This is a genomic window from Rothia nasimurium (assembly GCF_014217215.1).
GTDB classification, from domain to species: Bacteria; Actinomycetota; Actinomycetes; order Actinomycetales; family Micrococcaceae; genus Rothia; species Rothia avistercoris.
In genome coordinates, this window is sequence record NZ_CP056080.1 from 922,734 (window position 1) to 947,779 (window position 25,046).

General features: G+C 60.8%; 27 protein-coding genes. 22 read left to right on the top strand and 5 right to left on the bottom strand.

The genetic code is table 11. The features are described from left to right. Nucleotides 1-23 precede the first annotated feature (23 nt). From HWU94_RS04310 to HWU94_RS04350, 9 genes are all read left to right on the top strand, one after another. Entirely contained in the window at nt 24-278 is a 255-nt protein-coding gene (locus HWU94_RS04310; protein WP_185174458.1) for a hypothetical protein, read from the top strand. A gap of 84 nt (nt 279-362) precedes the next feature. After that, nucleotides 363-1,181 carry a F0F1 ATP synthase subunit A gene (atpB, locus tag HWU94_RS04315; protein ID WP_244956025.1) on the top strand — a complete coding sequence of 273 codons (819 nt, stop codon included), beginning with the start codon at nt 363-365 and terminating at the stop codon, nt 1,179-1,181. 136 nt (nt 1,182-1,317) lie between these two features. After that, nucleotides 1,318-1,527 carry an ATP synthase F0 subunit C gene (gene atpE / locus HWU94_RS04320; RefSeq protein WP_135011536.1) on the top strand — a complete coding sequence of 70 codons (210 nt, stop codon included), beginning with the start codon at nt 1,318-1,320 and terminating at the stop codon, nt 1,525-1,527. 51 nt (nt 1,528-1,578) lie between these two features. Further along, nucleotides 1,579-2,124 (top strand): F0F1 ATP synthase subunit B, encoded by a 546-nt coding sequence (locus tag HWU94_RS04325; protein ID WP_135011537.1) that lies wholly within the window; start codon nt 1,579-1,581, stop codon nt 2,122-2,124. Further along, nucleotides 2,124-2,936 carry a F0F1 ATP synthase subunit delta gene (locus tag HWU94_RS04330; protein ID WP_185174459.1) on the top strand — a complete coding sequence of 271 codons (813 nt, stop codon included), beginning with the start codon at nt 2,124-2,126 and terminating at the stop codon, nt 2,934-2,936. The genes HWU94_RS04325 and HWU94_RS04330 overlap by 1 nt, the downstream gene beginning before the upstream one ends. Before the next feature lie 156 nt (nt 2,937-3,092). Beyond that, a complete protein-coding gene (atpA, locus tag HWU94_RS04335; protein ID WP_185174460.1) occupies nt 3,093-4,718 on the top strand; it encodes a F0F1 ATP synthase subunit alpha in 1,626 nt (541 codons plus the stop codon). 79 nt (nt 4,719-4,797) lie between these two features. After that, entirely contained in the window at nt 4,798-5,718 is a 921-nt protein-coding gene (locus tag HWU94_RS04340; RefSeq protein WP_185174461.1) for a F0F1 ATP synthase subunit gamma, read from the top strand. A gap of 44 nt (nt 5,719-5,762) precedes the next feature. Further along, nucleotides 5,763-7,226 carry a F0F1 ATP synthase subunit beta gene (gene atpD / locus HWU94_RS04345; RefSeq protein ID WP_185174462.1) on the top strand — a complete coding sequence of 488 codons (1,464 nt, stop codon included), beginning with the start codon at nt 5,763-5,765 and terminating at the stop codon, nt 7,224-7,226. 2 nt (nt 7,227-7,228) lie between these two features. Beyond that, the gene (locus HWU94_RS04350; protein WP_135011542.1) at nt 7,229-7,486 is read left to right on the top strand and encodes a F0F1 ATP synthase subunit epsilon; all 258 of its coding nucleotides are present in this window, start codon (nt 7,229-7,231) and stop codon (nt 7,484-7,486) included. Nucleotides 7,487-7,567: 81 nt separating this feature from the next. On the opposite strand, the gene nucS is transcribed toward HWU94_RS04350, so the two are convergent. Beyond that, nucleotides 7,568-8,284, bottom strand: coding sequence for an endonuclease NucS (gene nucS / locus HWU94_RS04355; RefSeq protein ID WP_185174463.1), 717 nt, complete (start codon nt 8,282-8,284; stop codon nt 7,568-7,570). Between the two features lie 57 nt (nt 8,285-8,341). Between nucS and HWU94_RS04360 the strand changes: the two genes are divergently transcribed. Beyond that, nucleotides 8,342-8,683, top strand: a complete 342-nt coding sequence (locus HWU94_RS04360; RefSeq protein WP_185174464.1) for an ATP/GTP-binding protein — start codon at nt 8,342-8,344, stop codon at nt 8,681-8,683. Nucleotides 8,684-8,792: 109 nt separating this feature from the next. On the opposite strand, the gene HWU94_RS04365 is transcribed toward HWU94_RS04360, so the two are convergent. After that, nucleotides 8,793-10,115 carry an AI-2E family transporter gene (locus HWU94_RS04365; protein ID WP_185174465.1) on the bottom strand — a complete coding sequence of 441 codons (1,323 nt, stop codon included), beginning with the start codon at nt 10,113-10,115 and terminating at the stop codon, nt 8,793-8,795. Between the two features lie 148 nt (nt 10,116-10,263). Between HWU94_RS04365 and HWU94_RS04370 the strand changes: the two genes are divergently transcribed. The 5 genes from HWU94_RS04370 to HWU94_RS04390 all read left to right on the top strand — a co-directional run bounded on the left by HWU94_RS04370 (nt 10,264) and on the right by HWU94_RS04390 (nt 16,039). Further along, nucleotides 10,264-11,181, top strand: a complete 918-nt coding sequence (locus HWU94_RS04370; protein ID WP_185174466.1) for a co-chaperone YbbN — start codon at nt 10,264-10,266, stop codon at nt 11,179-11,181. A gap of 54 nt (nt 11,182-11,235) precedes the next feature. Beyond that, on the top strand, nt 11,236-12,126 hold the full coding sequence (locus tag HWU94_RS04375; protein ID WP_185174467.1) for an ABC transporter ATP-binding protein: 891 nt from the start codon (nt 11,236-11,238) through the stop codon (nt 12,124-12,126). Beyond that, nucleotides 12,108-13,727, top strand: a complete 1,620-nt coding sequence (locus HWU94_RS04380; protein WP_185174468.1) for a hypothetical protein — start codon at nt 12,108-12,110, stop codon at nt 13,725-13,727. The genes HWU94_RS04375 and HWU94_RS04380 overlap by 19 nt, the downstream gene beginning before the upstream one ends. 141 nt (nt 13,728-13,868) lie before the next feature. Then, nucleotides 13,869-14,156, top strand: coding sequence for a DUF3039 domain-containing protein (locus HWU94_RS04385; RefSeq protein WP_185174469.1), 288 nt, complete (start codon nt 13,869-13,871; stop codon nt 14,154-14,156). Between the two features lie 95 nt (nt 14,157-14,251). Further along, complete coding sequence (locus tag HWU94_RS04390) at nt 14,252-16,039, top strand: DEAD/DEAH box helicase (protein ID WP_185174470.1); 1,788 nt, start codon at nt 14,252-14,254, stop codon at nt 16,037-16,039. 258 nt (nt 16,040-16,297) lie between these two features. Here HWU94_RS04390 and HWU94_RS04395 read toward each other — a convergent pair whose 3' ends face one another. Both HWU94_RS04395 and HWU94_RS04400 read right to left on the bottom strand, forming a co-directional pair. Beyond that, nucleotides 16,298-16,924, bottom strand: a complete 627-nt coding sequence (locus HWU94_RS04395) for an isochorismatase family protein (RefSeq protein WP_185174471.1) — start codon at nt 16,922-16,924, stop codon at nt 16,298-16,300. Nucleotides 16,925-16,940: 16 nt separating this feature from the next. Then, entirely contained in the window at nt 16,941-18,245 is a 1,305-nt protein-coding gene (locus HWU94_RS04400; RefSeq protein ID WP_409348798.1) for a nicotinate phosphoribosyltransferase, read from the bottom strand. Between the two features lie 142 nt (nt 18,246-18,387). Between HWU94_RS04400 and clpS the strand changes: the two genes are divergently transcribed. The 7 genes from clpS (at nt 18,388) to HWU94_RS04435 (ending at nt 23,669) form a co-directional block, all read left to right on the top strand. Then, nucleotides 18,388-18,702, top strand: a complete 315-nt coding sequence (gene clpS / locus HWU94_RS04405; RefSeq protein ID WP_135013391.1) for an ATP-dependent Clp protease adapter ClpS — start codon at nt 18,388-18,390, stop codon at nt 18,700-18,702. Nucleotides 18,703-18,706: 4 nt separating this feature from the next. Continuing rightward, nucleotides 18,707-19,288 carry a DUF2017 domain-containing protein gene (locus HWU94_RS04410; protein ID WP_135013393.1) on the top strand — a complete coding sequence of 194 codons (582 nt, stop codon included), beginning with the start codon at nt 18,707-18,709 and terminating at the stop codon, nt 19,286-19,288. 126 nt (nt 19,289-19,414) lie between these two features. Next, a complete protein-coding gene (murI, locus tag HWU94_RS04415) occupies nt 19,415-20,383 on the top strand; it encodes a glutamate racemase (protein ID WP_185174472.1) in 969 nt (322 codons plus the stop codon). Between the two features lie 34 nt (nt 20,384-20,417). After that, nucleotides 20,418-21,284 (top strand): MBL fold metallo-hydrolase, encoded by an 867-nt coding sequence (locus HWU94_RS04420; protein ID WP_185174473.1) that lies wholly within the window; start codon nt 20,418-20,420, stop codon nt 21,282-21,284. A gap of 112 nt (nt 21,285-21,396) precedes the next feature. Continuing rightward, on the top strand, nt 21,397-22,134 hold the full coding sequence (gene rph, locus HWU94_RS04425; protein WP_280527419.1) for a ribonuclease PH: 738 nt from the start codon (nt 21,397-21,399) through the stop codon (nt 22,132-22,134). Continuing rightward, nucleotides 22,134-22,766 (top strand): RdgB/HAM1 family non-canonical purine NTP pyrophosphatase, encoded by a 633-nt coding sequence (rdgB, locus tag HWU94_RS04430; RefSeq protein ID WP_185174474.1) that lies wholly within the window; start codon nt 22,134-22,136, stop codon nt 22,764-22,766. Before rph ends, rdgB begins: the two co-directional genes overlap by 1 nt. Before the next feature lie 21 nt (nt 22,767-22,787). Further along, nucleotides 22,788-23,669 (top strand): phosphotransferase, encoded by an 882-nt coding sequence (locus HWU94_RS04435; RefSeq protein WP_185174475.1) that lies wholly within the window; start codon nt 22,788-22,790, stop codon nt 23,667-23,669. Nucleotides 23,670-23,871: 202 nt separating this feature from the next. Here the strand turns inward: HWU94_RS04435 and HWU94_RS04440 are convergent, their stop codons facing one another. Continuing rightward, nucleotides 23,872-25,017 (bottom strand): ADP-ribosylglycohydrolase family protein, encoded by a 1,146-nt coding sequence (locus HWU94_RS04440; protein WP_185174476.1) that lies wholly within the window; start codon nt 25,015-25,017, stop codon nt 23,872-23,874. Nucleotides 25,018-25,046: the final 29 nt, after the last annotated feature.

Sequence of the window (25,046 nt, forward strand, 5' to 3'; positions counted from 1 at the left end):
ACTAGGCAAAGGAGCATACACCCGTGGGCAACACCGATGATAAGTGGTACAAGCAAGATAAGCAGTTGCGCTCTGCTGGCGACCTGGTTGCCGGTGGCGGAACAGCCGGAGCCTTTATGACACTTCTGTACGTCATGATAGGCATTGGTATCTGGAGTTTGGTAGGCTATGGTCTGGACCACTTACTAGGTACAACCTGGATTGCTTGGGTAGGCGGATTCGTTGGCGCCTTTGGTGGTATCTACCTGGTATTTATCCACATGCAGCAGCGTAAATAAGACCAACTGGAACCGGTTGGCACACACATACTTTTGATTCTTTAAACCTCTGAGGTTGCTGGAGCCAGCGGCCAACACGAAGCAATGAAAGGACTTGCCTTGATTTCAAACGGGCTAGTTGTCGCAGCGGGAGAGCAGCAGGGCTACGTTCCGCCCACTATCGATGATATGCACCTGCCTGCCATCTTCACGATCGGTGATTTTGAGTTCAGCAAGCAGATGCTTCTGGTCATCCTGTCGGTGGTCATCGTTGCTGGCTTCTTCCTTTTCGCTGCCCGCAAGCGTGCCATGGTTCCCTCACGTACCCAGTTCGTGGGCGAGATGGGTTACGGCCTGGTCCGTAACAGCCTGGGGAAGGAACTGATTGGCGCCCACCACTACAAGCCTTTCGTTCCCCTGCTCTTCACCGCTTTCTTCTTCATCCTGGTGAACAACCTCTACGGTTCAATTCCCTTCGTCCAGCTGCCCACCATGTCTCATGTAGGTTCTGCCTACGCTCTGGCAGGTATCGCTTACCTGACCTGGGTTGGTGTTGGTATCAAGCGCAAGGGTCTGGGTAAGTTCTTCAAGGACATGACCATGCCCTCCGGCGTTCCCCCTCTGGTCTACGTCATCCTGATTCCTATCGAGTTCATGTCCAACATGCTCATCCGCCCCGCAACCCACGCCCTGCGTCTTTTCGCTACCATGTTCGGTGGTCACCTGGCGATTATGGTTGCAGCATCTCTTACCCAGTACCTGATTGTTGAAGCAGGTGGCATCGTCGCTATCGCATCGGTCGGTTCAGGCGCCCTGGGTCTCTTCCTCTACTTCCTGGAACTCATGATTCAGGTTATCCAGGCCTACGTCTTCACCCTGCTCCTTGCGGTTTACCTGCAGGGCTCGGTCTCAGAAGGCCACTAAAAATATAGGTTTTCTCCGTTGGGTATACCGGCGGACGAGAAAAGCAACCCGCTTTAGCGGGGAGTGTCCACATCAAAACTCTGCCCCTTACACAACACACAAACCGCAAGGGGCACTGTGAAAGGAAACAAACATCATGGAACTCACCGGTTCACTTACCGCAGTTGGTTACGGTCTGTCAGCTATCGGCGGTGGCATCGGCGTAGGTCTGATCTTCGCAGCCTACATGACCTCTGTTGCCCGTCAGCCCGAGTCACAGCGCACCCTGCAGCCCATGCTCTTCCTGGGCTTCGCACTGGTTGAAGCACTGGCAGTTCTCGGCCTGGTTCTTGCGTTTATCAAGTAATTTTTGGCCCCGCCGAAAGATTGACCAAACTATAGAACAGGAAAACCCCCTATGTCTCATTTAATGGCAGCAGCAGAGGGCGCGAACCCTCTGATCCCCAATGTCTGGGAAATCGCCATTACCGCCATCGGGTTCCTGCTCCTCCTCTTCATCGTCACCAAGTACGTTGTCCCGGCATTCGAAAAGATTTACCAGGATCGTAAAGAAGCAATTGAGGGTGGTCTAGCCAAGGCTGAAAAGGCTCAGGCAGAGGCCGCGGCAGCACGCGAAGAGTACGGCCAGCAGCTCGAAAGCGCTCGTCTGGAAGCTCAGAAGATTCGCGAAGAAGCACGCGCCGAAGGCGACGCCATCGTGGCAGAAGCTAAGGAGCGTGCAAACGCTGAGGCCGCTCGCATCACCGAAAACGCCCAGAAGACCATCGAGGCAGAACGTGCAGCTGCCGCAGCATCACTTCGTACCGAAGTTGGCGCTCTGGCAACCTCACTGGCTGGCAAGATTGTGGGCGAATCCCTCAACGATGATGAGCGATCCGCACGTGTAGTCGATCGTTTTCTTGCTGACCTTGACGCGCAGCAGCAGGCAGGTGCAGCCCGCTAATGTCAGCAGTATCGACTGAATCACTGAACAAGGTGGAACAGGTTCTGGTGGCCCAGCCTACCGATAACCCGACCCACCTCGCAGAAGAGCTCTTCGCTGTTGTCGACGTTATCGACAGCAACGGCGGGTTCCGGCGAGGTCTAACCGATCCTTCCCGCGAAGCAGCGCAGCGAGCAGGCATCGCCCGCTCCGTTCTGGGCGGCAAGATTTCCGACGCCGCTCTGGCTATTGTTTCTGCAGCAGCAGAAGCCCGCTGGAGTGAAGAACGCGATCTGGCTGATGCCCTCGAAACAACCGCTGTTACCTCAGTAGCGCTTTCTGCTGAACAGCGCGGAGGTATCGATGCACTAGAGCAGACCGTCAATGAACTGCTGATCTTCATCAACACCGTTGATGCCTCAGCAGAAGCGCAGGCTGCTCTTGCCGATACCAGGGCAAGCAAGGAAGCACTCAAGAAGCTGGCTGTCAGCCTCGGTGGCCGTGTAGCCACCGCTGAAGGCAAGCTTCTGCTAGAACGAGTTGCCACTGCGGCCCGCGGAACCACCGCAGCCCGTCTGGCTAACGAGTTCGTAGAAATCATCGTCAAGCGTCAAAACCGTTGGATCGCACGAGTCACCTCAGCAACCGCGCTGACTGCAGAGCAGATTGCAAAGCTGCAGGGGTCACTCAACAAGACCTACGGCAAGGAGCTGAAGCTCGACATCACCGTAGACCCCGCACTTCTAGGCGGTCTGCGCGTGCAGGTAGGGGACGAAGTCATCGATGGCTCACTGTCTACCCGACTGTCAGAACTCAGCCGCGCTTTCGCATAGGCGATTTACACAGTCGAGACCTCGACGGTGATTTAGAAGATACACAGACGACATCGGGCAAGCCTAAAGGCACAGCCCGAGCACGTCACACAAGTTTCGGTGGGCCTGCCGCCAATCGGCAGGCACACCAACAAATTAGGAGAGCAGGGACATAAGATGGCCGATTTGACCATCAACGCCGATGATGTCCGTAACGCGCTGAACGAATTCGCAGCGTCTTACGAACCCGGCAATGCAGAGCGCGTAGAGGTGGGTCGTGTTGCATCAGCATCCGACGGCATCGCACGCGTTGAGGGCCTTCCCTCAGTAATGGCTAACGAGCTGCTTCGCTTCGAAGACGGCACCCTTGGCCTGGCACAGAACCTCGACACTCGTGACATCGGTGTCATCATCCTCGGTGACTTCACCGGCATTGAAGAAGGCCAGGAAGTTCACCGTACCGGCGAGGTTCTCTCAGTACCCGTAGGCGACGCCTACCTGGGCCGCGTAGTTGACCCCCTGGGCAACCCCATCGACGACCTGGGCGACATTGAAGCAGAAGGCCGCCGCGCCCTCGAACTTCAGGCTCCCGGCGTTACCCAGCGTAAGTCAGTTCATGAGCCCCTCCAGACCGGTCTCAAGGCAATCGACGCCATGATTCCGATCGGCCGCGGCCAGCGTCAGCTGATCATTGGTGACCGCCAGACCGGTAAGACCGCTATCGCGGTTGACACCATCCTGAACCAGAAGGACAACTGGGCAACCGGTGACCCCAACAAGCAGGTTCGCTGTGTCTACGTTGCTATTGGTCAGAAGGCATCAACCATCGCAGCAGTACGCGAAACCCTCAAGCAGCAGGGTGCTCTGGAATACACCACCATCGTGGCTTCCCCCGCATCTGACGCAGCAGGCTTCAAGTACCTGGCTCCCTACACCGGTAGCGCCATTGGCCAGCACTGGATGTACGGCGGCAAGCACGTCCTCATCATCTTCGATGACCTCTCAAAGCAGGCAGAAGCCTACCGTGCGGTATCACTGCTGCTTCGTCGTCCTCCGGGCCGCGAAGCATACCCCGGCGACGTCTTCTACCTCCACTCCCGCCTGCTCGAGCGCTGTGCAAAGCTCTCTGACGAGTTGGGTGCAGGTTCAATGACCGGCTTCCCGATCATTGAAACCAAGGCAAACGACGTTTCAGCCTTCATTCCCACCAACGTCATCTCCATCACCGACGGCCAGATCTTCCTGCAGTCAGACCTCTTCAACGCTAACCAGCGTCCCGCGGTCGACGTAGGTATCTCGGTCTCCCGTGTTGGTGGTGCGGCACAGACCAAGGCGATGAAGAAGGTTTCCGGTACCCTCAAGCTCGACCTTGCACAGTACCGCGCCATGGAAGCATTCGCTATGTTCGCTTCCGACCTGGACGACGCTTCAAAGGCCCAGCTGACCCGCGGTGCTCGCCTTACCGAGCTGCTGCGTCAGCCCCAGTACACCCCCTACGCAGTTGAGGACCAGGTTGTTTCAATCTGGGCAGGCACCAATGGCTACCTCGATGACCTCGAAGTTTCAGACGTTCTGCGTTTCGAATCAGAGTTCCTCGACCACCTGCGCCGCTCCACCTCAGTACTGCAGGACATCGCAGCATCAGGCAAGCTCGAAGACGAAACCGTAGCAGCTCTCAAGACTGCCATCGTTGACTTCAAGCAGGGTTTCCGCTCCGAAGGCACCAGCCACCTCGTTGAGGCCGGCCACGAAGAGCACAAGCCCCTGTCAGACAGCGAAGTATCACAGGAAACCATCGGTTAGCGATTTTCCTAGCACGTGAGACGCCCCTCCAACAGAACCTGGGGGAGGGGCCCTCACCCTAGGAGTGAAAGGAATCTCTATGGGAGCCCAGATTAGGGTTTACCGCCAAAAGATTACTTCAACATCGTCTATGAAGAAGATCTTCAAGGCGATGGAGATGATCGCAACCTCACGCATTAACAAGGCACGTAAGAGCGCAGAGGCCGCTAGCCCCTACGCAAATGCGCTGACCAAGGCCGTCACTGCCATCGCGACCCAGCACCACATTGAGCATCCCCTGCTTAACGCACGCTCAAAGGCTAAGACCGGTCGCTCTGCAGTACTCGTCCTCACCAGCGACCGCGGCCTTGCGGGTTCATACTCCTCATCCGTCCTCAAAAAAACCGAGGGTCTTATTGAGAAGCTCCGCGGTGAGGGACGTGAAGTCAAGCTCTACCTCATCGGTCGCAAGGCAAAGTCCTACTTTGACTTCCGCGAACGCGAATACGAGCAGGCATGGGAAGGCAACACCGACAACCCCAACATCGAGATGGCCGTTGCAGCACGCGACGCCATCCTGGCAGCCTACGAAAACGGTGACGTCGATGACCTCCACATCATCTACACCGAATTCGTCTCCATGGTCAGCCAGGAAACCCGCGTCCTGCGCCTGCTCCCCATCGAGGTAGCAGACGCACGCGAACTCGGTGAAGAAATCCTGCCCGGCGAACGTCTCGAAGACGACCAGTTCCAGCAGAACTCAGTCTTTGAATTCGAGCCCAGCCCCAAGGAAGTTCTCGACGAGTTGCTACCCCGCTACATCGCCTCCCGCATCTATGCGTGCCTGCTAGAAGCAGCGGCCTCCGAACTGGCGTCCCGCCAGCGCGCGATGAAGTCCGCAGGTGATAACGCTGACGAGCTCATCAAGAAGTACACCCGCCTGATGAACAACGCTCGCCAGGCAGAAATTACTCAGGAGCTCAGCGAAATTGTTGGCGGCGCCGACGCACTCGCCTCCTAATCCACCAGACAACTTTCCACTCTCTACATAGGTAAGTGAGAACAATGACTGCCACTCTGAACGAATCGGCTACCGCGCCGGCTCAGGGCGCAACCGGTCGCATTGCTCGCGTTATCGGCCCTGTCGTTGACGTTGAGTTCCCTGCCGGCCAGGTACCTGACATCTACAACGCGCTGACCGCTGATCTGACCCTCAACGGCACCACCCGTAAGATCACCTTCGAGACTGCCCAGCACCTCGGTGACTCACTGGTACGCGCAATTTCCCTGCAGCAGACCGACGGCCTCGTCCGCGGCCAGGCTGTAGTTGACACCGGCGCTCCCATCTCCGTCCCCGTAGGCGACGGCGTCAAGGGCCACATCTTCAACGTTCTCGGTGACGCCCTCGACGTCTCCAACGACGAAATCAAGGCCGACACCTACTGGCCTATCCACCGCGCAGCCCCCGGCTTCGCAGACCTCGAAGGTTCGACCGAGATGCTGGAAACCGGCATCAAGTCCATCGACCTTCTGACTCCCTACATCAAGGGCGGTAAGATTGGTCTCTTCGGTGGTGCAGGCGTCGGTAAGACCGTTCTGATCCAGGAAATGATTACCCGCGTTGCCCGTAACTTCGGTGGTACCTCAGTATTCACCGGCGTTGGCGAGCGTACCCGTGAAGGTAACGACCTCTGGGTTGAAATGGAAGAAGCTGGTGTTCTGAAGGACACCGCTCTTGTGTTCGGCCAGATGGACGAACCGCCGGGAACCCGTCTGCGCGTTGCGCTGACCGGCCTGACCATGGCGGAATACTTCCGTGACGTTCAGAACCAGGACGTTCTGCTCTTCATCGACAACATCTTCCGCTTCACCCAGGCAGGTTCTGAGGTTTCAACCCTGCTCGGCCGCATGCCGTCCGCTGTGGGCTACCAGCCCAACCTGGCCGACGAAATGGGTCTGCTGCAGGAGCGCATTACCTCAACCCGTGGTCACTCCATCACCTCCATGCAGGCAATTTACGTTCCTGCGGATGACTACACCGACCCCGCACCTGCAACCACCTTCGCCCACCTGGATGCAACCACCGAGCTCTCCCGTGAGATCGCTTCACGTGGTCTGTACCCCGCGATTGATCCCCTGTCCTCCACCTCCCGAATCCTGGACCCCCAGTACATCGGTCAGGAGCACTACGACACCGCAATCCAGGTCAAGGCTATCCTGCAGGAAAACAAGGAACTTCAGGACATCATCGCCATCCTCGGTGTTGACGAACTCTCTGAAGAGCAGAAGGTCGTTGTTTCACGTGCCCGCCGCATCGAGCAGTTCCTCTCACAGAATACCTACACTGCAAAGCAGTTCACCGGTGTCGAGGGTTCAACCGTGCCGATCAAGGACACCATCGAATCCTTCCAGATGATCTGCCGCGGCGATGTTGACCACATCCCCGAGCAGGCCTTCTACAACATCGGTGGTATGGACGACGTCATGCGCCGTTACGAGGAAATCAAGGCACAGTCTGGAGCCAAGTAATCATGGCACTGAAAGTTGAAGTCGTTTCCCGTGAACGAGTCGTGTGGGTTGGCGAAGCCAAGTACGTGCGCGCACGCACCGTCGATGGCGACCTGGGTATCATGCCCGGTCACATCCCCACCATGGCCCTTCTCGCTGAAGACGGTGAGCTTCTGATCGAGGCAACCAGCGGTGAGAAGAAGACCACCCGCCTGCACGAAGGTTTCTTGACCGTCTCTAACGATCGAGTCACCATCGCAGCTAAGCACGCACAGATTTAACTAGATTTCTGTGATGAAAGGACGCCGCCCTTCCCCAGAGATGGGGGAGGGCGGCGTCCTTATTTTTAGCTTTCTTCTTGTTTAGAAGAGGCGGGATTCCACGTCATCTACTCCGCGCATGGCATCGTAATCGAGGGCCACACAGCGGATACCACGGTCTTCTGCCAGCGTGCGGGCCTGGGGCTTGATGCGCTGGGCGGCAAAGACGCCCTGAACCGGTGCTAGCAGGGGGTCGCGGTTGAGGAGCTCTAGGTAGCGGGTGAGCTGTTCTACGCCGTCGATATCGCCCACACGTTTGAGCTCGACAGCCACAGAGACGCCCCCGGCGTCCTTGGCCAAAATATCCACCGGGCCGATTGCCGTGGGGTACTCGCGGCGCACCAGGCGGTAGCCCGCACCAAGGAGCTCAATCTGTTCAGCCAGCAGGCGTTGTAAGTCGGCCTCAACGCCGTCCTTAATGAGGCCCGGGTCAATACCAAGATCGTGGCTGAGTTCCCCGTGAGTGCCAAAGACACGAATGACTAGCTTGTCGTCGCTCTTGGCAGCCTGCACGATCCACAGCTCGCTCACATCGGGGTCAAGGTCCTCGGCTACCGAGGTGCCTTCGAACTCTTCGCGAGGGGAAATATGCAGGCGGCAGGGCGGGCTCATCCAGTTCAGGGGCTTGTAGGAGCCGCCGTCGGAGTGAATCAGCACCGAGCCGTCATTTTTGATCATGAGCAGGCGGGTAGCACGGGGCAGATGGGCATTGAGACGGCCCATGTAGTCTACGGAACAATCAGCTATAACTAAACGCACCGTACCACTCTAACAGGTGGCTTGGGCAGATAGACCGGTGCGTGAAAGAATGGGGGAATGCCTCGTCGTTCTTCATCTAAGCCCCGCCGCCCCAACTCTAACTCCGGGGCCGCCCCCAGCAAGTGGCAGAAAGCCCGCCCCGCTGGGCGCGATATTTCCCGTATTCTTGACCCAGCCCCGCGAGTGGAGCGGGCCCAAGACGGGGACTGGTATGTGCAATACATTCCCTCGATTAACGCTCTGAAAACCTATAAGTGCCCCGAATGTGGGCGGCCTATCCACCCAGGTATCGCGCACCTGGTGGTCTGGCAGCAGGACCACATGTTTGGTGCCCAGCGGGCTATCGAGGAACGCCGCCACTGGCACGAGCGGTGCTGGGCAACTCGTAGATTCTGGTAGAACCCGGTGAAAGCCAACTTCATCTAGGTCACGTTAGAAGCATAGAAAAACCCGGTAGCGGCCACTGCTCAAAGGCAGGGCGCTACCGGGCGGGGAAACTGGCGGTCGCTTAGAGCTGGTCCTGGCGGGGCACGAGTACCTCGTTGACCAGGATCAGCAGGGACGCTGCGACGGGAATCGCGATGAGGGCACCGAGCACACCCCAGAGAGAGCCGCCGGCTACCACAGCGATGATAGCTACAGCACCGGGCACTGCTACTGCCCTGCTCATGATGCGGGGGGAGATGAAGTAGGCCTCAACCTGCAGGTAAATCAGGTAGGGGATAAGGAAGAAGAGGGCGGTCTGCCAGCTGTCGATGAGCGAGACAACCGAGACCAGGACGGCAGCGCTGACGCCACCGACCAGGGGAATGAAGGCCAGCAGCAGGACGAAGAGCATGAGTAGCTGGGCGAAGGGGACGCCCACGATCAGCATGATGATGGCGGCGCAGGTGGCGTTGCAGATAGCCACGAGAGCCTGACCCATGACGTACTGGCCTACGGAGCTGGTGATTTTTTCGGTGAGGTAGCCGACTCGTTCACGCTTAGAGGCGGGAGCCAGACGGATAAACCAAGCCTTGATGGTGGGTAGGGACGCGAGCACATAGATGGAGAGGAAGAGCACGATAATTGTGCCGGTGGTGATTTCTGCCAGGGTGGAGCCCGCGTTCATGAGAGAGTTCATGAAACCACTGACCACAGAGGTATCTGAGGTGACCTGTTCAAAGAACTTCTCTACCTCGACGTCTACCGCTGAGCGGATATGGTAGCGCTCATCAAGACCCGAGAAGAGGTCGGAGTTGAGGAAGTTCTCAAACTGCTGGGGGAAGCCGGTGATGAAGGAGACGGCCTGGCGGGCGATGAGGGGCACTATCCAGAAGATGAGGGCAGCCGCGACCGCAACAAAAAAGAGGAAGACGACGGTGACGCCCGCGCCACGCGGAAGGCCCCACTGTTCTAGTTTGCGTACAGCTGGGTCTAGTCCTAGACCGATGAAAACTGCGCCGGTCAGCCACCCGGCGAGGGCTCCGATATTAAGCACAAAGTACATGCCCATCCAGGCAAGCCCCACACCGATGGCCAGCATGAAACCAAAGTAGATTGGGTTGCTGATGTAGCGTCCCTTGCCGGGGGCGAGGGCGTGGGTTTCTGGGGGAGCGGGGGCGGTGCCGTCCTTATTCTCTTTGAGGTGGGCCGGTTCTTCGGGCACCTGGAGGCGGTGGCGGGGCCGGGCACCGGGGATAGCCGTTAGGGCGAACTTGTTGTTCTGTGACTGCCTGGTGGCGCTTTCTTCGGTATCAGACGGAGAATCTGGTTGCGCGGACGCCTGTGCTCGGCTGGTGCGGGAGGTGAGAGACCGCAGGAGCCGGGAGGGAGAAAAGGTTGAGGGCATGCTGGCTACTCGGGTAGTGGTGTAGTTACTGTGTTCAACCTTATCGTGATTCTGCCCTGGGCTAGAACTAGGGCAGGGGTGCCCGTTCACCGGCTGAGCTTTGGCACCATAGACAGTAGAGATATTTGTCGCTGTGAAAGGAAGGCCAATGGCCGGGATTGACGATCAGAACATACCCGCTTCGGTACGAAACGCCCTGGACCTGGGGGCTGCGGGGTCGGCAGGTTCCAGCGCTGAGCCTGCTGAGGAGAGCTCCACTGCCAGCTGGCGACTCGATGTGACCGATGTCGCCCAGTTCCAGCAGCTGGTGCAGGAGTCCAACCGGGGGGCCGTGATTTTTGCCCTGTGGGCACCTCACTCCCCGGCGTCGGTTCAGATGCTGGAGCAGGTAGAGGCCCTGGTGAACTCCGCCGGTGGCAACCTACTGCTGGCTGCCGTTGATATTACCAAGACCCCCGAGATCGGGCAGGCCTTCCAGATTCAGGGTGTGCCTGCGGCTGTGGCTGTGCTCGCTGGCCGCCCGGCCCCGCTCTTCAACGGTCCCGTTGAGCCCCAGGCCCTGACCGAGGTGCTGGGCCAGGTGTTGCAGCTTGCCGCCCAGCAGGGCCTACCCGGTGGGTTCGAGCCTGTATTGTCAGAGGCTGAGAAGCCCCTGCCGCCCCTGCACCGGGAGGCTATTGAGGCTCTAGACAGGGGCGATTACCAGGGAGCGGAAGCCGCCTATACCCGCGCACTCAACGAGAACCCGGGCGATACGGACGCTAAAATCGGCCTAGCCCAGGTGCACCTGCTTCACCGTGTCTCTACTTTGAACCTAGCAGAAGAACGCCAAAAAGCTGCCGCCGACGCGAGCGATGTGCAGGCCCAGATGAACGTCGCCGACCTAGACGTAGCGGGTGGACACGTGGAAGACGCCTTCAACCGTCTTATTGCCCTCTTCAAGGCTGTGGACGCGGAGACCAAAACTACGGTACGCGAACGCCTACTGGAACTTTTCGAGGTTGTAGGCTCAGCCGACCCCCGCGTCACAAAGGCCCGTTCAGCCCTGATGATGGCTCTTTTTTAAGGAATCACCCTAGCGGGGGAGGGAAAGACTCATGATGCTGGCTACAGTGGAGATATGGCACACGAGAACCTTCCCCCGCAGAGTGAACCTTACGACCAGACCCACAACCGGCCTGAGGAAGCACCCGGCAGCGGCTTGACTGAGCCAGTTTCAGCGCCGGTAGAAGCTGAAGTGGCAGAGGCCAGCAGGGGCAACGCAGCCCTGGAGATCACCAACCTGGTGAAGGTCTTTGGCCAGCAGGCCGCGGTAGACGGAGTCAACCTCACGGTGCCCCGAGGCTCCTTCTATGGGCTGGTAGGGCGCAACGGCGCAGGTAAGACCACCACCCTCTCCATGGCAACGGGACTGCTCAAGCCCACCGCCGGGCAGGTACTGGTGGGCGGCCTGGACGTCTGGTCCAACCCCCTAGATACTAAACGCCGGGTGGGTGTGCTACCCGACGGCGTCCGCCTCTTCGACAAGCTCACCGGCGAGCAGCTCCTCACCTACGCCGGCCGCCTACACGGGCTCGATAAGGCAACCGTGGCTGAGCGAACCCGCGACCTGCTCATCGCTATGGACCTGACCGGGGCCGCCGGCCGCAAAGTCGCCGACTACTCGGCCGGTATGACCAAGAAAATCGCCCTGGCCTGCGCCATGATCCACGCCCCCTCCCTGCTGGTGCTCGATGAGCCCTTCGAAGCGGTCGACCCGGTCTCTGCCTCGAACATCCAGGATATTCTCAAGGCCTATGTGGCAGGCGGCGGCACCGTCATTATCTCCTCCCACGTCATGGACCTGGTTCAGCGCCTGTGCGACCACGTTGCCATTATGAACGCCGGCCGTATTTTGGCCTCTGGCACCGTGGAACAGGTGCGCGGCGGCGCATCGCTAGAAGAACGATTTGTTGAACTGGTGGGCGGACGCGTCGTATCGGAGGGAATCTCATGGTTGCAGTCCTCCTAAAACTCAAACTCGACCATTTCCTCGCTATCTTCCGTAACGGGAACGCCTGGGCTATCGTGGGCATGGTCTTTGGCCTGCTCTACGGGCTCGGCGCCGTAGTGGTCGTGGCTGGTTTAGGTTTCACCCTGCAGAGCCCCGCCGACTCCCTACTGATTCTGGGGCTGGCAGGTAGTCTGCTGACCCTGGCCTGGTGGCTGATACCCCTGGTCGCAGCCGGTGCCGACCCCACCCTTGACCCGGAGCGCCTCGCCCCCTATCCCATTACCGTCCGCCAGCTCATGGGCGGCCAAGCCCTGGGGGCTCTGATTGGGGTGCCCGGTGCGCTGACGGTACTAGCCGTCCTGGCTCTGATAACCTCCAACTTCTACTCGCTAGCAGCTACCCTGGCTTTCATCCCGGCAGGTTTACTGGGCCTTGCCCTTGCCATTCTGGGCGGACGCCTGACCGCGGTAGCTTCTATACCCGTCCGCTCGCGACGCTCAGTGAGTAACGCCCTCACCCTTCTTGCCTTTGCGACCCTGATCTTTGCCGGGCCCCTGATGCTGGCGACTATCACGGGCATCACCAGCAACACCGAGCAGCTCCGGCAGATTCTCGGCTACCTGCAGTGGACCCCTGTAGCCTCAGCCTGGGCTATTGCCCCACAGGTAGGAGCCGGTCGCTACGGCCTCGCTCTAGCTCTCACCGCGCTCACTCTGGTCTACTGTGCCCTAACCTGGTTCATCTGGCAGTTCTTTGCGGCTAAAACCATGGCCAGCGTGGGAGAATCCACCGGGGTGCAGGACGAAGGTAAAACCCTGGCCCAGGGTAACCTGGGGCTTCTTGGGCGCTTCCCGGCCACCGTGCGCGGGGCTATCGCCGCCCGTACCCTCGATATGATGCTCCGGGATTCCCGGGCCAACCTTAACGTGCTCATGATGCCGCTCATGTATATCTTGATGGTTTTTATCTCGGGGAGCTTTATCGTCTCAGCGAACGGGGTAGAGGAAGAGATGACGAACCCTGTGGCCTTCGTCATGGCGGTTGCCTTTATACCGGCTATGGCAGGCTATTCCCAGACCAACCTTGTCTCGTATGAGGGTTCTGCCTTTTCCCTGCACGCCCTCTCACCGCTGCGCGGTATTGACGATAGACTGGGGCGGGCCTACGGCATGATGCTGCTCTACCTGCCCATGATTGTGCTGGGCACCCTGGCTTTTTCCTTCCTGACCGGTCATGCTGCCTGGGCTCTGCCCTTGCTGGTGAGCTCCCTGGGAACCTACTTTATCGCCAACGGCATGGCCAACTACCTCGACACCGTCTTCAACGCACCCGTGGTACCACCGGGAACCAGCCCCTGGAAGACCCCGGAACAGCCAGACGGTATGGCTAAGACCATGGCACGGGGCCTTATCATCTTTATCCCTATGGCTCTCTCCCTGCCGTCCCTCATCGGTATGGGGGCTACGGCTATTACCGGTAGCATGCTCTGGTTCTGGCTGGGTGCCGCCGTCACTACCCTGATTGGGGTAGCAGTCTTCTACCTGGGCGTCCGCGCTGGAGCTAAAAACTACGAACGGCACGTAGCAGACATGTACCAGCGAGTAGCCCGCTACAGCTAACCCACCCCTCAACCTGCTAGAAGCAGGCAACCCCACTAGCGGCGTCCGGCCCCTGCCCCACGGCAGGAACCGGGCGCCGTCTTGACGGGGGCACTACACTGGTAAACAAGATCAACCACTCTAACCTCAAGGAGACCCGGCATGTCATCGATTCCCGGCATCGAAGACCCCTTCCCCGAGACCGCCCACTCCGGCGGTACCGCCCTGTTAGAACGCGAAGAAGTCCAGAATGTCGAACCCGGCGACCACGAACGCTTCGCCCACTACGTGCGCAAAGAAAAAATCATGGAGTCTGCCCTCACCGGCAAGCCCGTGCGAGCCCTATGCGGTAAAAAGTGGACCCCCGGCCGCGACCCCGAAAAATTCCCCGTCTGCCCCGAATGCAAGGAAATCTACGAGGGCCTTGCACCCGGTAATGACGAGAACTAGAGCTACTTCATAGCCCCATTCGCCCCGAATGGGGCTAAACTTTTGTGGTGCCCAAAAACCTTGAGGGCAGCCACAGAGGGAAGGGAAGATACGAGATGAACGACAGCCAGCTACCACTCTTCGGTGAAGGTTCCAACCCGCCCCTACCCCCGGCCTACCCCGACCGCGCCGCCTGGGGAACCGCCCCCAAGCTCCGTGCCTGGCAGGCCGAAGCCATGACCAAGTACTTTACAGAGAACCCCCGCGACTTCATGGCCGTGGCAACCCCCGGCGCAGGTAAAACCACCTTCGCCCTCACCGTCGCCAAAGAACTCTTCAACCGCGGCACCATCAACCGCATGACCGTGGTCGCCCCCACCGACCACCTCAAACGCCAGTGGGCCGACGCCGCAGCCCGCGTCGGCATCTCCATCGACCCCAACTTCAAAAACTCAGACGGCACCATGGGCCGCGGCTACCAGGGCGTTGCCCTCACCTACGCCCAGGTCGCCAACAAGCCCATGCTGCACCGGGCCCGCACCGAAAACGGCCGTACCCTGGTCATCATGGACGAAATCCACCACGCCGGTGACTCCCTCTCCTGGGGCGATGGCCTGCACGAAGCCTTCGAACCGGCAACCCGCCGCCTAGCCCTCACCGGAACCCCCTTCCGCTCCGACACCGCAGCCATCCCCTTCGTCCAGTACGAAGAAGACGCCGACGGCATCCGCCGCTCCAAATCCGACTACTCCTACGGCTACGGCCCCGCCCTCAAAGACCACGTCGTACGCCCCGTCATCTTCATGGCCTACTCCGGCCAGATGCGCTGGCGCACCTCCGCCGGCGAAGAAATGGCAGCCAACCTGGGGGAGGGCTTCACCAAGGACGTCACCGCCCAAGCCTGGCGCACCGCCCTCAACCCCGACGGCGAATGGATCCCCACCGTACTCGCCGCCGCCGACAAACGCCTGACCGAAGTACGCCGCACCGTCCCCGACGCCGGCGGCCTCGTCATCGCTACCGACCACGCAGACGCCCGCGCCTACGCCAAACAGCTCCAAAAAATCACCGGCGAAAAACCCGCCCTCATTCTCTCCGACGACAAAGAAGCCTCCAACAACATCGAAGAATTCTCCGCAGATCTTTCCCGCTGGATGGTCGCCGTGCGCATGGTATCCGAAGGCGTGGATGTGCCCCGCCTAGCCGTCGGCGTCTACGCCACCTCAACCTCCACCCCCCTCTTCTTCGCCCAGGCCATCGGCCGCTTCGTCCGCTCCCGCAAACGCGGCGAAACCGCCTCGGTCTTCCTGCCCTCCGTACCCCAGCTCATGATGCTGGCCAACGAAATGGAAACCGAACGCGACCACGCCCTCGACCGCAAGGGCGCAAATGATGAAGTAGTAGACCCTCTCAACGAAGGCCTAGACGACCACCTCATCGAAGAAGCCAACAAAGAAGAAGTCGCCAGCGACCAGCTCACCCGCGGGAAATTTGAAGCCATCGGCTCCCAGGCATCCTTCCACGGTGTCCTCTTCGACGGCGCCGAATTCGCCTCCGGCGGCCTGGAAATCGGTTCCGACGAAGAACAAGACTTCCTCGGCATCCCCGGCCTACTCGACGCCGACCAGGTAGGCACCCTGCTACGTGCCCGCCAAAAAGACCACGCCTCCCGCCGACCGGCGTCCGCCGCCCCCCAGGTCGTCGACCACCGTCAGCTCAAAGACCTGCGCAACAAGCTGGCCAAAAACGTGGCAGCCTGGGCAGCCCGCACCGGCAAACCCCACGGCTCTATCCACAATGAACTACGCCGAATCTGCGGCGGGCCCGCCGTCGCCCAAGCCTCAGCAGAACAGCTCCAGGCCCGCCTGGATAAGCTACAGGACTGGTTCGTGGGGCGTAAATAGGTACTCAGTCTGGACCGGTGCTCGTGGTGCCAGCAGGCACCCTTAAACGCCAGCCCCGAGCCAGCCTACTGGCACCACAACCATCGGCCCCCGTAGAGTAAGCCCCGAGCCAGCCTGCTAGCACCACAACCACCGGTCCCCGTAGAGTAATCCCCGAGCCAGCCTGCTAGCACCACAACCACCGGCCCCCGTAGAGCAAACCCCGAGCCAGCCTGCTAGCACCACAAGTACAGCCACTAGAACATCAAATTTCCTGGGCTACAGCACCTCGGTGACCGTTACCCCGGCGTCCTCAAGCTCATCGCTCACCTCATCGAGGGCGTCCTCATCAACCGGGGCCGTCAAATCAAGCAGCACACGGGTCTCGTAGCCGGCATCCACTGCATCCAGCGCAGTAGCCTTCACACAGTAATCAGTGGCAATGCCCACCACATCAACATCGGTAATATCGCGCTCAGCCAGCCAGTCATCCAGCGACACCTTGGGGGTATCGTCCTGAGCCGGGGCACCAGCCTCGCGCTCGCCGGTCATCACAGAATCCTCGGGAGCCAGCAGCCCCTCAAAGCCCGAGTAGGCGGCCTCAAACTCGCCCTTGCGGAAGTAGGCCTCGATGTAGTCGGTATCGAGATCCTCGTGCAGCTCGGCACCGTGACTCTCGGCCTTGCAGTGCACCGGCCAGGAGTCCTTGAAATCGGGGTTCTCAGAAAAGTGGGTGCCGGGTTCAACGTGCCAGTCCTGGGTGGCGACAATCGCCTCGTAGTCGCCGTGGTGGTTCTCTACATACTCGCTAATGAGGGCAGCAACCTCTGCACCACGCTCGGTAGCGAGCGAGCCGCCCTCGCAAAAGTCGTTCTGAACATCAACAATAATGAGTGCTTTTGACATCGTGTGATCCTTCTTTTTAAGAGACAAATTCTGTGGGAATGACCGGGTCGCCGGGGGAGAGACGGGCAGCGGCTACCGGCAGCTCCGTGAGGGAGCGGGCATGACGCTCGGCAGCTCGGCGCACGCCCTCAGCCCCGGTAAAGCCGGGCTGGATCTGCCCGTTCACCACCAGGTCTACCATGAGGGGCCGGTCGTTGGAGTCAGCAGGAGCCTCAATATCGAGCCCCACCACTTCGGCTGTGGCGGTGCCGGTGGCATCAAGACGGCGGACGGCGGATTTCTTGCCGCCCACAGACGCCTTACCCGAGGACGCCTTGGCGACAGGCTCCATCACTCCCTGGGAGTTCTCGCGCAGAACCACCTTATAAACCATAGAAGAGGTAGGAACCCCGGAGCCGGTGACCAGCTTGGTGCCCACCCCGTAGGCGTTGACGGGGGCGGCTGCTAAGGACGCGATGGCGTACTCGTCCAGGTCACTGGTCACGGTAATCTTGGTGCCGGTGTTGCCCAAGGCATCGAGCTGCTCGCGCACTTTCTGGGCCTGGGCAACCAGGTCACCAGAGTCTAGGCGGACGGCACCCAGCTCCTTTCCTGCCAGCTCAACGGCCAGGTTCACTGCCTTTTCAACATCGTAGGTGTCGACCAGCAGGGTAGTGCCCACCCCCAGAGAGGCTAGCTGAGCTTCAAAAGCCTGGCGCTCGGAGTCATGCAGCAGGGTGAAGGCGTGGGCACTGGTGCCGACGGTGTGGAGCCCGTAACGGCGGCCGGCCTCAAGATTCGAGGTGGCGGTAAAGCCGGCAATGACGGCGGCGCGGGCGGCAGAGACAGCAGCCTGCTCGTGCGCCCGGCGGGAGCCCATCTCAAGGCAGGGGCGCTTGCCCGCTGCAACCGTCATACGGGAGGCAGCGGTAGCGACGGCAGAGTCAAAGTTAAGGATGGAGAGAATAAAGGTCTCTAGCAGGCAGGCCTCTGCAAAGGACGCCTCAACCTGCAAGACGGGGGAGTGAGGGAAGAAAACCTCGCCCTCGGCATAGCCCCGGATAGAACCGGAAAAACGGAAGTTAGCAAGGTAGTCCAGGGTCTGCTCATTGACCACCTTACGGGAGGCCAAAAACTCCAGCTCTTCGGTATCAAAGCGGAAGTTTTCTAGCCCCTCAAGCAACCTACCGGTGCCTGCCAAGACACCGTAGCGGCGTCCGCCCGAAAGTCTGCGGGTGAAAACCTCGAAGACGGTGCGTCGGTGGGCAGCGCCTGAGGCTAGGGCAGCCTGCACCATGGTCAGCTCGTAGTGGTCGGTGAGGAGGGAAGTTTTTTGAGTCACGGGTATAACTTTATCCTTTGACCGTGTCCAAGCCCAGCCCCACCGCCGCGGTTCTGCTTGCCCCGAAAGTGAACGAGCTAGGGTACAGCGAAAGAAGAGCCCTATGATAGATAAGGTACAAATGACCTAAGGAGTACACCCTATGCCTTCGGCTGCCTCAGCCACCGACACCCTGGCAGATCTTGAGCTCGATCTGGCCCTAGACGAGAGCACCCAGCTCAACCTGCCCTGGGCGGTCATTGTCTGGGACGACCCGGTTAACCTGATGAGTTTCGTGACCTACGTGCTGCGCACCCAGTTTGGCTACAGCACGGAAAAAGCCCACCAGCTCATGATGCAGGTACACACCGAAGGTAAGGCCACCGTCTTTAGCGGCTCCAAAGAAGAGGCCGAACGGCACACCACCGCCCTGCACACCTGGGGACTGTGGGCAACCATCGAGCAGGCAGGTGCATAGTCTTATGGCTGAACCTTTTACCCCAACCTCCCGTGGCATTACCGCCCGCTTCACCCCTGAAGAGGTACAGGTGCTCACCCGCCTGTTTGAGGACGTCGCCCTGGCGCTGGAGCCGGAAGAAGACCCCAACGCCGACCCCCTAGCGGCCCTGGTGGGGATTTCTGAGACCGCCAGTGTTCCCAGTGACCCTGCTGTTGCCCGCATGCTGCCGGTGGCGAGCGACGACCCGGAAGTTGCCGACGAATACCGCCGCTTCACCGATCTTTCCTTACGCCGGGCCAAAATTGAACACCTCACCCAGGCCTCCATGGACCTGCAGGCCGGGGTTGTGCGGCTAGATACCGAGCGGGCCAATAGCTGGGCCGCTGCCCTCAACGACGTGCGCCTAACCTTGGGTACCCGCTTAGGGATTAACAGCGCAGACGACGCCGACCGCATCGGCGAACACACTGACTGGGGCAGCGTAGAGAGCACCGAAGACTACATGGCCCTGCTCTACAACTTCGTCACCTGGCTGCAAGAAAGCCTCATGCAGAGCCTCCTGCTGGGTCTGGACGAGGCCGGGGCGGGGCCGTCCGCACCGTAAATAATCTTTCGTGACCGATTATGACGCCGTGCGCGGGCGCCGGGGCGTGATAGTCCACTCAAAAGCTGGTCGCTGCGATGGGCGCCCTACAGTTTTCTTCAACCTTTAGCTAATGTCAGGTGTGTAATGAGCGAAACCAACCCGAAACTCGTAACCCCCTGGGGTAGTCAGGTGCTTGCCGAACCCACTGCAAGTGCCCCCATCGGCGTGTTCGATTCGGGAGTGGGCGGCCTGACCGTTGCCCGCGCCATCATGGACCAGCTACCGCACGAGTCGGTGATTTATGTGGGCGACACCGCCCACGGCCCCTACGGTCCCCTGACCATCGCCCAGGTGCGCGCCCACGCCCTGCGCATCATGGATGAGCTGGTGGACTCCGGGGTCAAGCTCCTGGTCATCGCCTGCAACACGGCGTCGGCCGCTGTGCTGAGGGACGCCCGCGAGCGCTACACCCGCAAGTACGGTATTCAGGTGGTTGAGGTTATCCAGCCCGCCGCCCGCCGAGCAGTGGCTGCAACCCGCAACCGAAAAATCGGCGTCATCGCCACCGAAGCTACCGTGACATCACGAGCCTATGAAGACACTTTCTCGGTCATGAGCGACCTTGAAATCTACTCTGTGGCCTGCCCCCGCTTCGTAGAGTTCGTTGAAAAGGGCATCACCAGTGGCTCCGAGCTGCTTGAGACCGCCGAAGAATACCTGGCTCCCCTCAAGGAGGTCGGGGTCGATACCCTGGTGCTGGGCTGCACCCACTACCCCCTGCTCACCGGCGTCATCTCCTACATCATGGGGGACGACGTTACCCTCGTGTCGTCCTCGGAAGAGTCGGCTAAGGACGTCTATAAGGCCCTGCTGAGAGCCGGCCTAGAGCGCCCTGCCGCCCTGCCGCCCTCCCACGAATTCCTGGCCACCGGCGAAACCGAAACCTTCGAGCACTTAGCTCGCCGCTTCCTGGGCCCCGAGGTCGCCAAGGTGCGCCACACCAACTCGGTGGCAGAACGATTCCCCACCGGCTCCCTAGCCGTCGTTCCCCCTGAACTCATCGCCCAGACTGTTACCACCCCGCGCATTACCATCACCACAGACGCTCCCTAACACACAGACACACACAGAAAAAGGAAGGCCACTGATGCGATTGACCGTCATAGGCTGTACCGGCTCCTTCCCCGGGCCCAATGCAGCGGCCAGCTGCTACATGGTCTCGACCATTGATGACCTGGGCAAGACCTGGCGCATTATCGTCGATATGGGCAATGGCGCCCTGGGCACCCTTCAGTCCCACATCAACCTCGAAGATATCGACGCCATCCTGATCTCCCACCTGCACCCCGACCACTGCATCGATCTCTCAGGGCTGCATGTGGCGGTCAAGTGGAACCCCAACGGCTGGTCTAAAGGGCCCATTCCCCTCTACGGGCCCAGCGATATTCACCAGTACCTGGTTAACACCCACGGCCTGCCCATCGAACCGGGCATGCACACCGAGTTCGAGTTCCACGAGTGGACTAACCATGCCGAGGTCAAAATCGGCCCCTTCACCGTGACCCCGCACGTGGTCGTACACCCCACCAAGGAGCCCTACGCCCTGCGCATCGAGTGTGAAACCGGTGAAGGCAAGACCGTGCTTACCTACTCCGGCGACACCGACTCCTGCATCGGTCTGATTGAAGCAGCCCGCGAGGCAGACCTTTTCCTCTGCGAAGCTGCCTACCAGGAGGGCCGCGATGACGCCCTGCGCGGCATCCACCTGACCGGCAAACGTGCCGGTGAAGCGGCATCCGAGGCAGGCGTCCGCAACCTGCTACTCACCCACCTGCCCATCTGGAACGACCCCGCTATTGCCCTGGCCGAAGCCAAGAGCGTTTTTGACGGGCCGATATCGGTGGCTGAGGCCTCGGCAACCTACCGGGTCAACCCCCGCCGTAGCCCCGAGGAATACGCCAGCAACCCGCAGACCACCACCCTGAAGGTCATTAGCCGCCACCAGGGGAGCTAGCTACCGGCCCCTGCCCACAAGTAGCCAACGCAGACAACACGGGTGCAGAAAAGCGCCCGTGTTTTTGTGCGCCCCGGGCAACAGACGCTAGGCTGAAACCATGACAGAAAACATGGCAGCACCCATCCTGCGCGGCGACGGCCGTACCCCCGACCAGCTCCGCCCCATCACCGTCACCCGCGGCTGGTCAAAGAACGCCGAAGGTTCGGCCCTCATCGAATTCGGCAACACCCGGGTGCTCTGCACCGCCTCACTGACCGAGGGCGTGCCCCGCTGGCTCAAGGGCCAGGGCACCGGCTGGGTCACCGCAGAATACGCCATGCTGCCGCGCGCAACCAACACCCGTAACTCCCGTGAATCGGTCAAGGGTAAGATTGGCGGCCGCACTCACGAGATTTCCCGGCTGATTGGCCGCTCTCTGCGCGCCGTCATCGACACCGCTGAGCTGGGCGAGAACACCATCGTGCTCGACTGCGATGTGCTCCAGGCGGACGGCGGTACCCGCACCGCCGCTATCACCGGCGCCTACATCGCCCTGGCCGACGCCATCAAGTGGGCCCAGACCCAGGGCATTATCCCGGCCAAGGCTAAGCCCCTCACCGGCTCTGTTGCCGCAATTTCTGTGGGCATCATCGACGGCCTTCCCATGCTTGATCTGCCCTACGAAGAAGACGTGCGCGCCGAGACCGACATGAATGTGGTCGTCACCGGCGAAGGCAAGTTCGTTGAGGTACAGGGAACCGCAGAGGGCGCCCCCTTCGACCGCGACGAACTGAACTCCCTACTCGACTTGGCCCTGCACGGCACCGCGCAGCTAGCCCAGATCCAGCGCGAAGCCCTGGAGGACTAATGCCCGCCAAAATCGTTCTTGCCACCCACAACCAGGGGAAACTGCGCGAGTTCCGTGAGATGCTGCGCGGCGCTATCGAGGGGCTGGATGTTGACACCGAGGTGATCGACGCTGGTGCTGCAGGTGCCCCCGACGTGGTTGAAGACGGCGTCACTTTTGCCCAGAACTCCCTCTTGAAGGCCCGCGCGGTAGCTGCGGCTACCGGCCTGATTGCTATTGCCGATGACTCAGGACTGTCGGTCGAGGTGCTGGGCGGTGCCCCCGGTATTTTCAGCGCTCGCTGGGCCGGCCGGCACGGAGACGATGAAGCCAATCTCAACCTGCTCCTAGCGCAGCTTTCAGACATCGCCGATGAACACCGCCGCGCCCGCTTCGTCTGCGCCGCCTCGATGGTTACCCCCGAAGGTGTAGAGGCCGTGGAAGAGGGGGAGCTTGCCGGAACCCTGCTGCGCGAGCCCCGCGGCGAGGGCGGGTTCGGCTATGACCCGATTCTGGCAGCCGACGGTTTCACCGGCGAATACGCTGGCCTCTCCTGCGCCCAGGTGCCCGCCGATGTCAAGAATGCCATCAGCCACCGGAGCCAGGCCCTAGCCAAGCTTCTTCCCCACCTACAGGCCGCCCTGGCCCAGTAACAATCCTGTACGAGGTACCCTATGGCAGCGCACCTTACACTCATTGAACAGATGAAGGCTCTTCCCGTGGTCACGGCGGTGATGGAGCAAGCCGGTTTGAACATTCCCCGCGACCGCTGGGACATCCGGACCACCGGCTCTGCCCACATCATCGTCAACATGGGGGCGGAGCTGAGTGTGCGTATCGCCAAAACCCAGCAGACGGGGCACCTGGTAGCCCGCCGCACCGAGATCCTGCGGCGGCTACCCCAGGACCTTCCCTTTGCGGTACCCCGACCCATCACCCGGGTTATCACCCGAAACGGCTTCACCGCTGTAGGGCTAACCTGGATTAAGGGGGAGCCTCGCCTGCTTGGCTCGGCCCCGCCCAAGCAGCTTGCCAACCTGGTCAAAGCTATCCACTCGGTAGACTTCAGCGGCTACGGGCCCTACCTCGATATGGTGCACGAGCACTGGGGCGGACGCGATAACTGGGAGGTACTCCTGCGCGAGCAGGTCGTACCCCAGCTGCTCACCGGCGCCCAGAAGGTAGCCCACGCAGCCATAGACCGGGTACTGGCCCTGGAACCTGCCTCACCGGTTCTCGTCCACGGCGACCTAGCCGGCCACAATATTCTCTGGAACGGCGACAAACTGGTCGGCGTTATTGACTGGGACCACGCCTCGGTAGGGGACGCGGCCGTTGACCACGCAGCCCTGGGTAACTTCTACGGCTGGGACTCCCTCTCTAAAGCGCTCGATGAAACCCAGCTAGAACGCGCCAAAATAGTGGCCCGCCTGCTACCGCTGCAGTCCCTGGCCTACACCATGCGCAACGGCATGGGCGGAGCTATCCAACGCCTGGCCGTGGAACGCGCCGACGAATGGTACCTGGACCACCGCACCGAGGTGCTTGCGGTATAACGCGGCAGGCTCGCAGCGAAGCTGCTGGCTGGGATGAAGTGAGCGGGTGCGAGCGCGCGAGCACGTAAGAGCGAACAGAATCCGCCGTAAGGCGGGGCGTGAGGGTCAGGCTTGCGCCTATTGCGCCCGCAGATTTGTTTCCTCGCGCGCTCGGAATCTGCTGGGCTTCATCCAGCGCGAGCCTGCCGCGTTATTCTTCTCATTACACCCCAAGCTGTTTAAACCAGGCTTCCTCAATCAGGTTCAGGGCTTCTGCGGCGTCGGTAGCAGGGGCGAGGTCTGCCGGGAAAGTATCGTCGCCCCAGAGCGCTCCGAGCAGGGAGCCGACCAGAGCCCCGATTGAATCTGAATCGCCGGTGACAGCAATTGCCGCACCCAGGGCCTCACTCACTGCCTGCTGCTGGTTCAGCTTCTCCGCAGCGACGTACGTCTCTGCCTGCAGAGCTAGGAAGAGGGCGTAGCCGAGCACATCGGGGGCCACCAGGAGTTCGCCGAAGTGGGGGCGGGCGTCCGCCACCTGAGCCTCGTGCTGAGCCAGGCGGAGGGCGGTGCCCAGCGTCGTACGGGTGAGTGCGGCATCGCCGGGTAGGGCCTGGCTTTGCTCCACCGTACCTAGCCAGTTCAGCACCTGCTGGGTGCAGGCTTTAAGCACACCGGGGCGAGGATCCTGCCCGGTGCCCTGGCTGGCGCTGCCCAGCAGGTAGCGAATGAGCAGGGCGTAGGCGCTTGCCGAGATGATGGCCTCGGGGTGGCCGTGGGTGAGGGCCGCGGCGTGGGCGGATAGCTTGATGACGGTAGCATCATCGGCCACCGGCAGGTAACCGAAGGGGGCAGAGCGCATGAGCGCCCCGGTGCCCAGGGCCTGCGGGTTGATGTTCTTAGAGATAAACTGCATTTCCCCCGTGGCAAGGGCTACCAGGGTGGCTTTGCCCGGGCCGCGCTGCTGGCGCATCACCTGAAGCGCATCGAGGGGGCAGGGAAGGGAATAGGGGGCGGTCTCGGGTGCCGGGTGGCCGGTGCCAGTGTACCAGCGCAGGTAGGCTAGCCAGATGCAGGCCAGCTCGTCGGCTGCCTGGCCCTCGTTGTTCCACTCCAGCACCTCGGTGAGCCCGTCGAGGGTTGCCAGGGTGAGCTGGGTGTCGTCTGAAACGAGCAGGGGTTCCCGGGCGATAGCCGCGATAAGGTCGGCTCCTGTACGCCCGCCCCAGTGCTCGGCAATCTGTTCTGCGGTGCTGGTCTCGAGGGGGTAGCCCAGAGCATCCCCCAGGGCGGTACCCAGCAGGGAGCCGCGCAGGGCCGACCGGTAGGCGGGGGAGAGGGCATCGGGGGCAGGAAAAACAGAAGTCATGCTCCCTATTCTAAAGCGGGGTAAGAGCG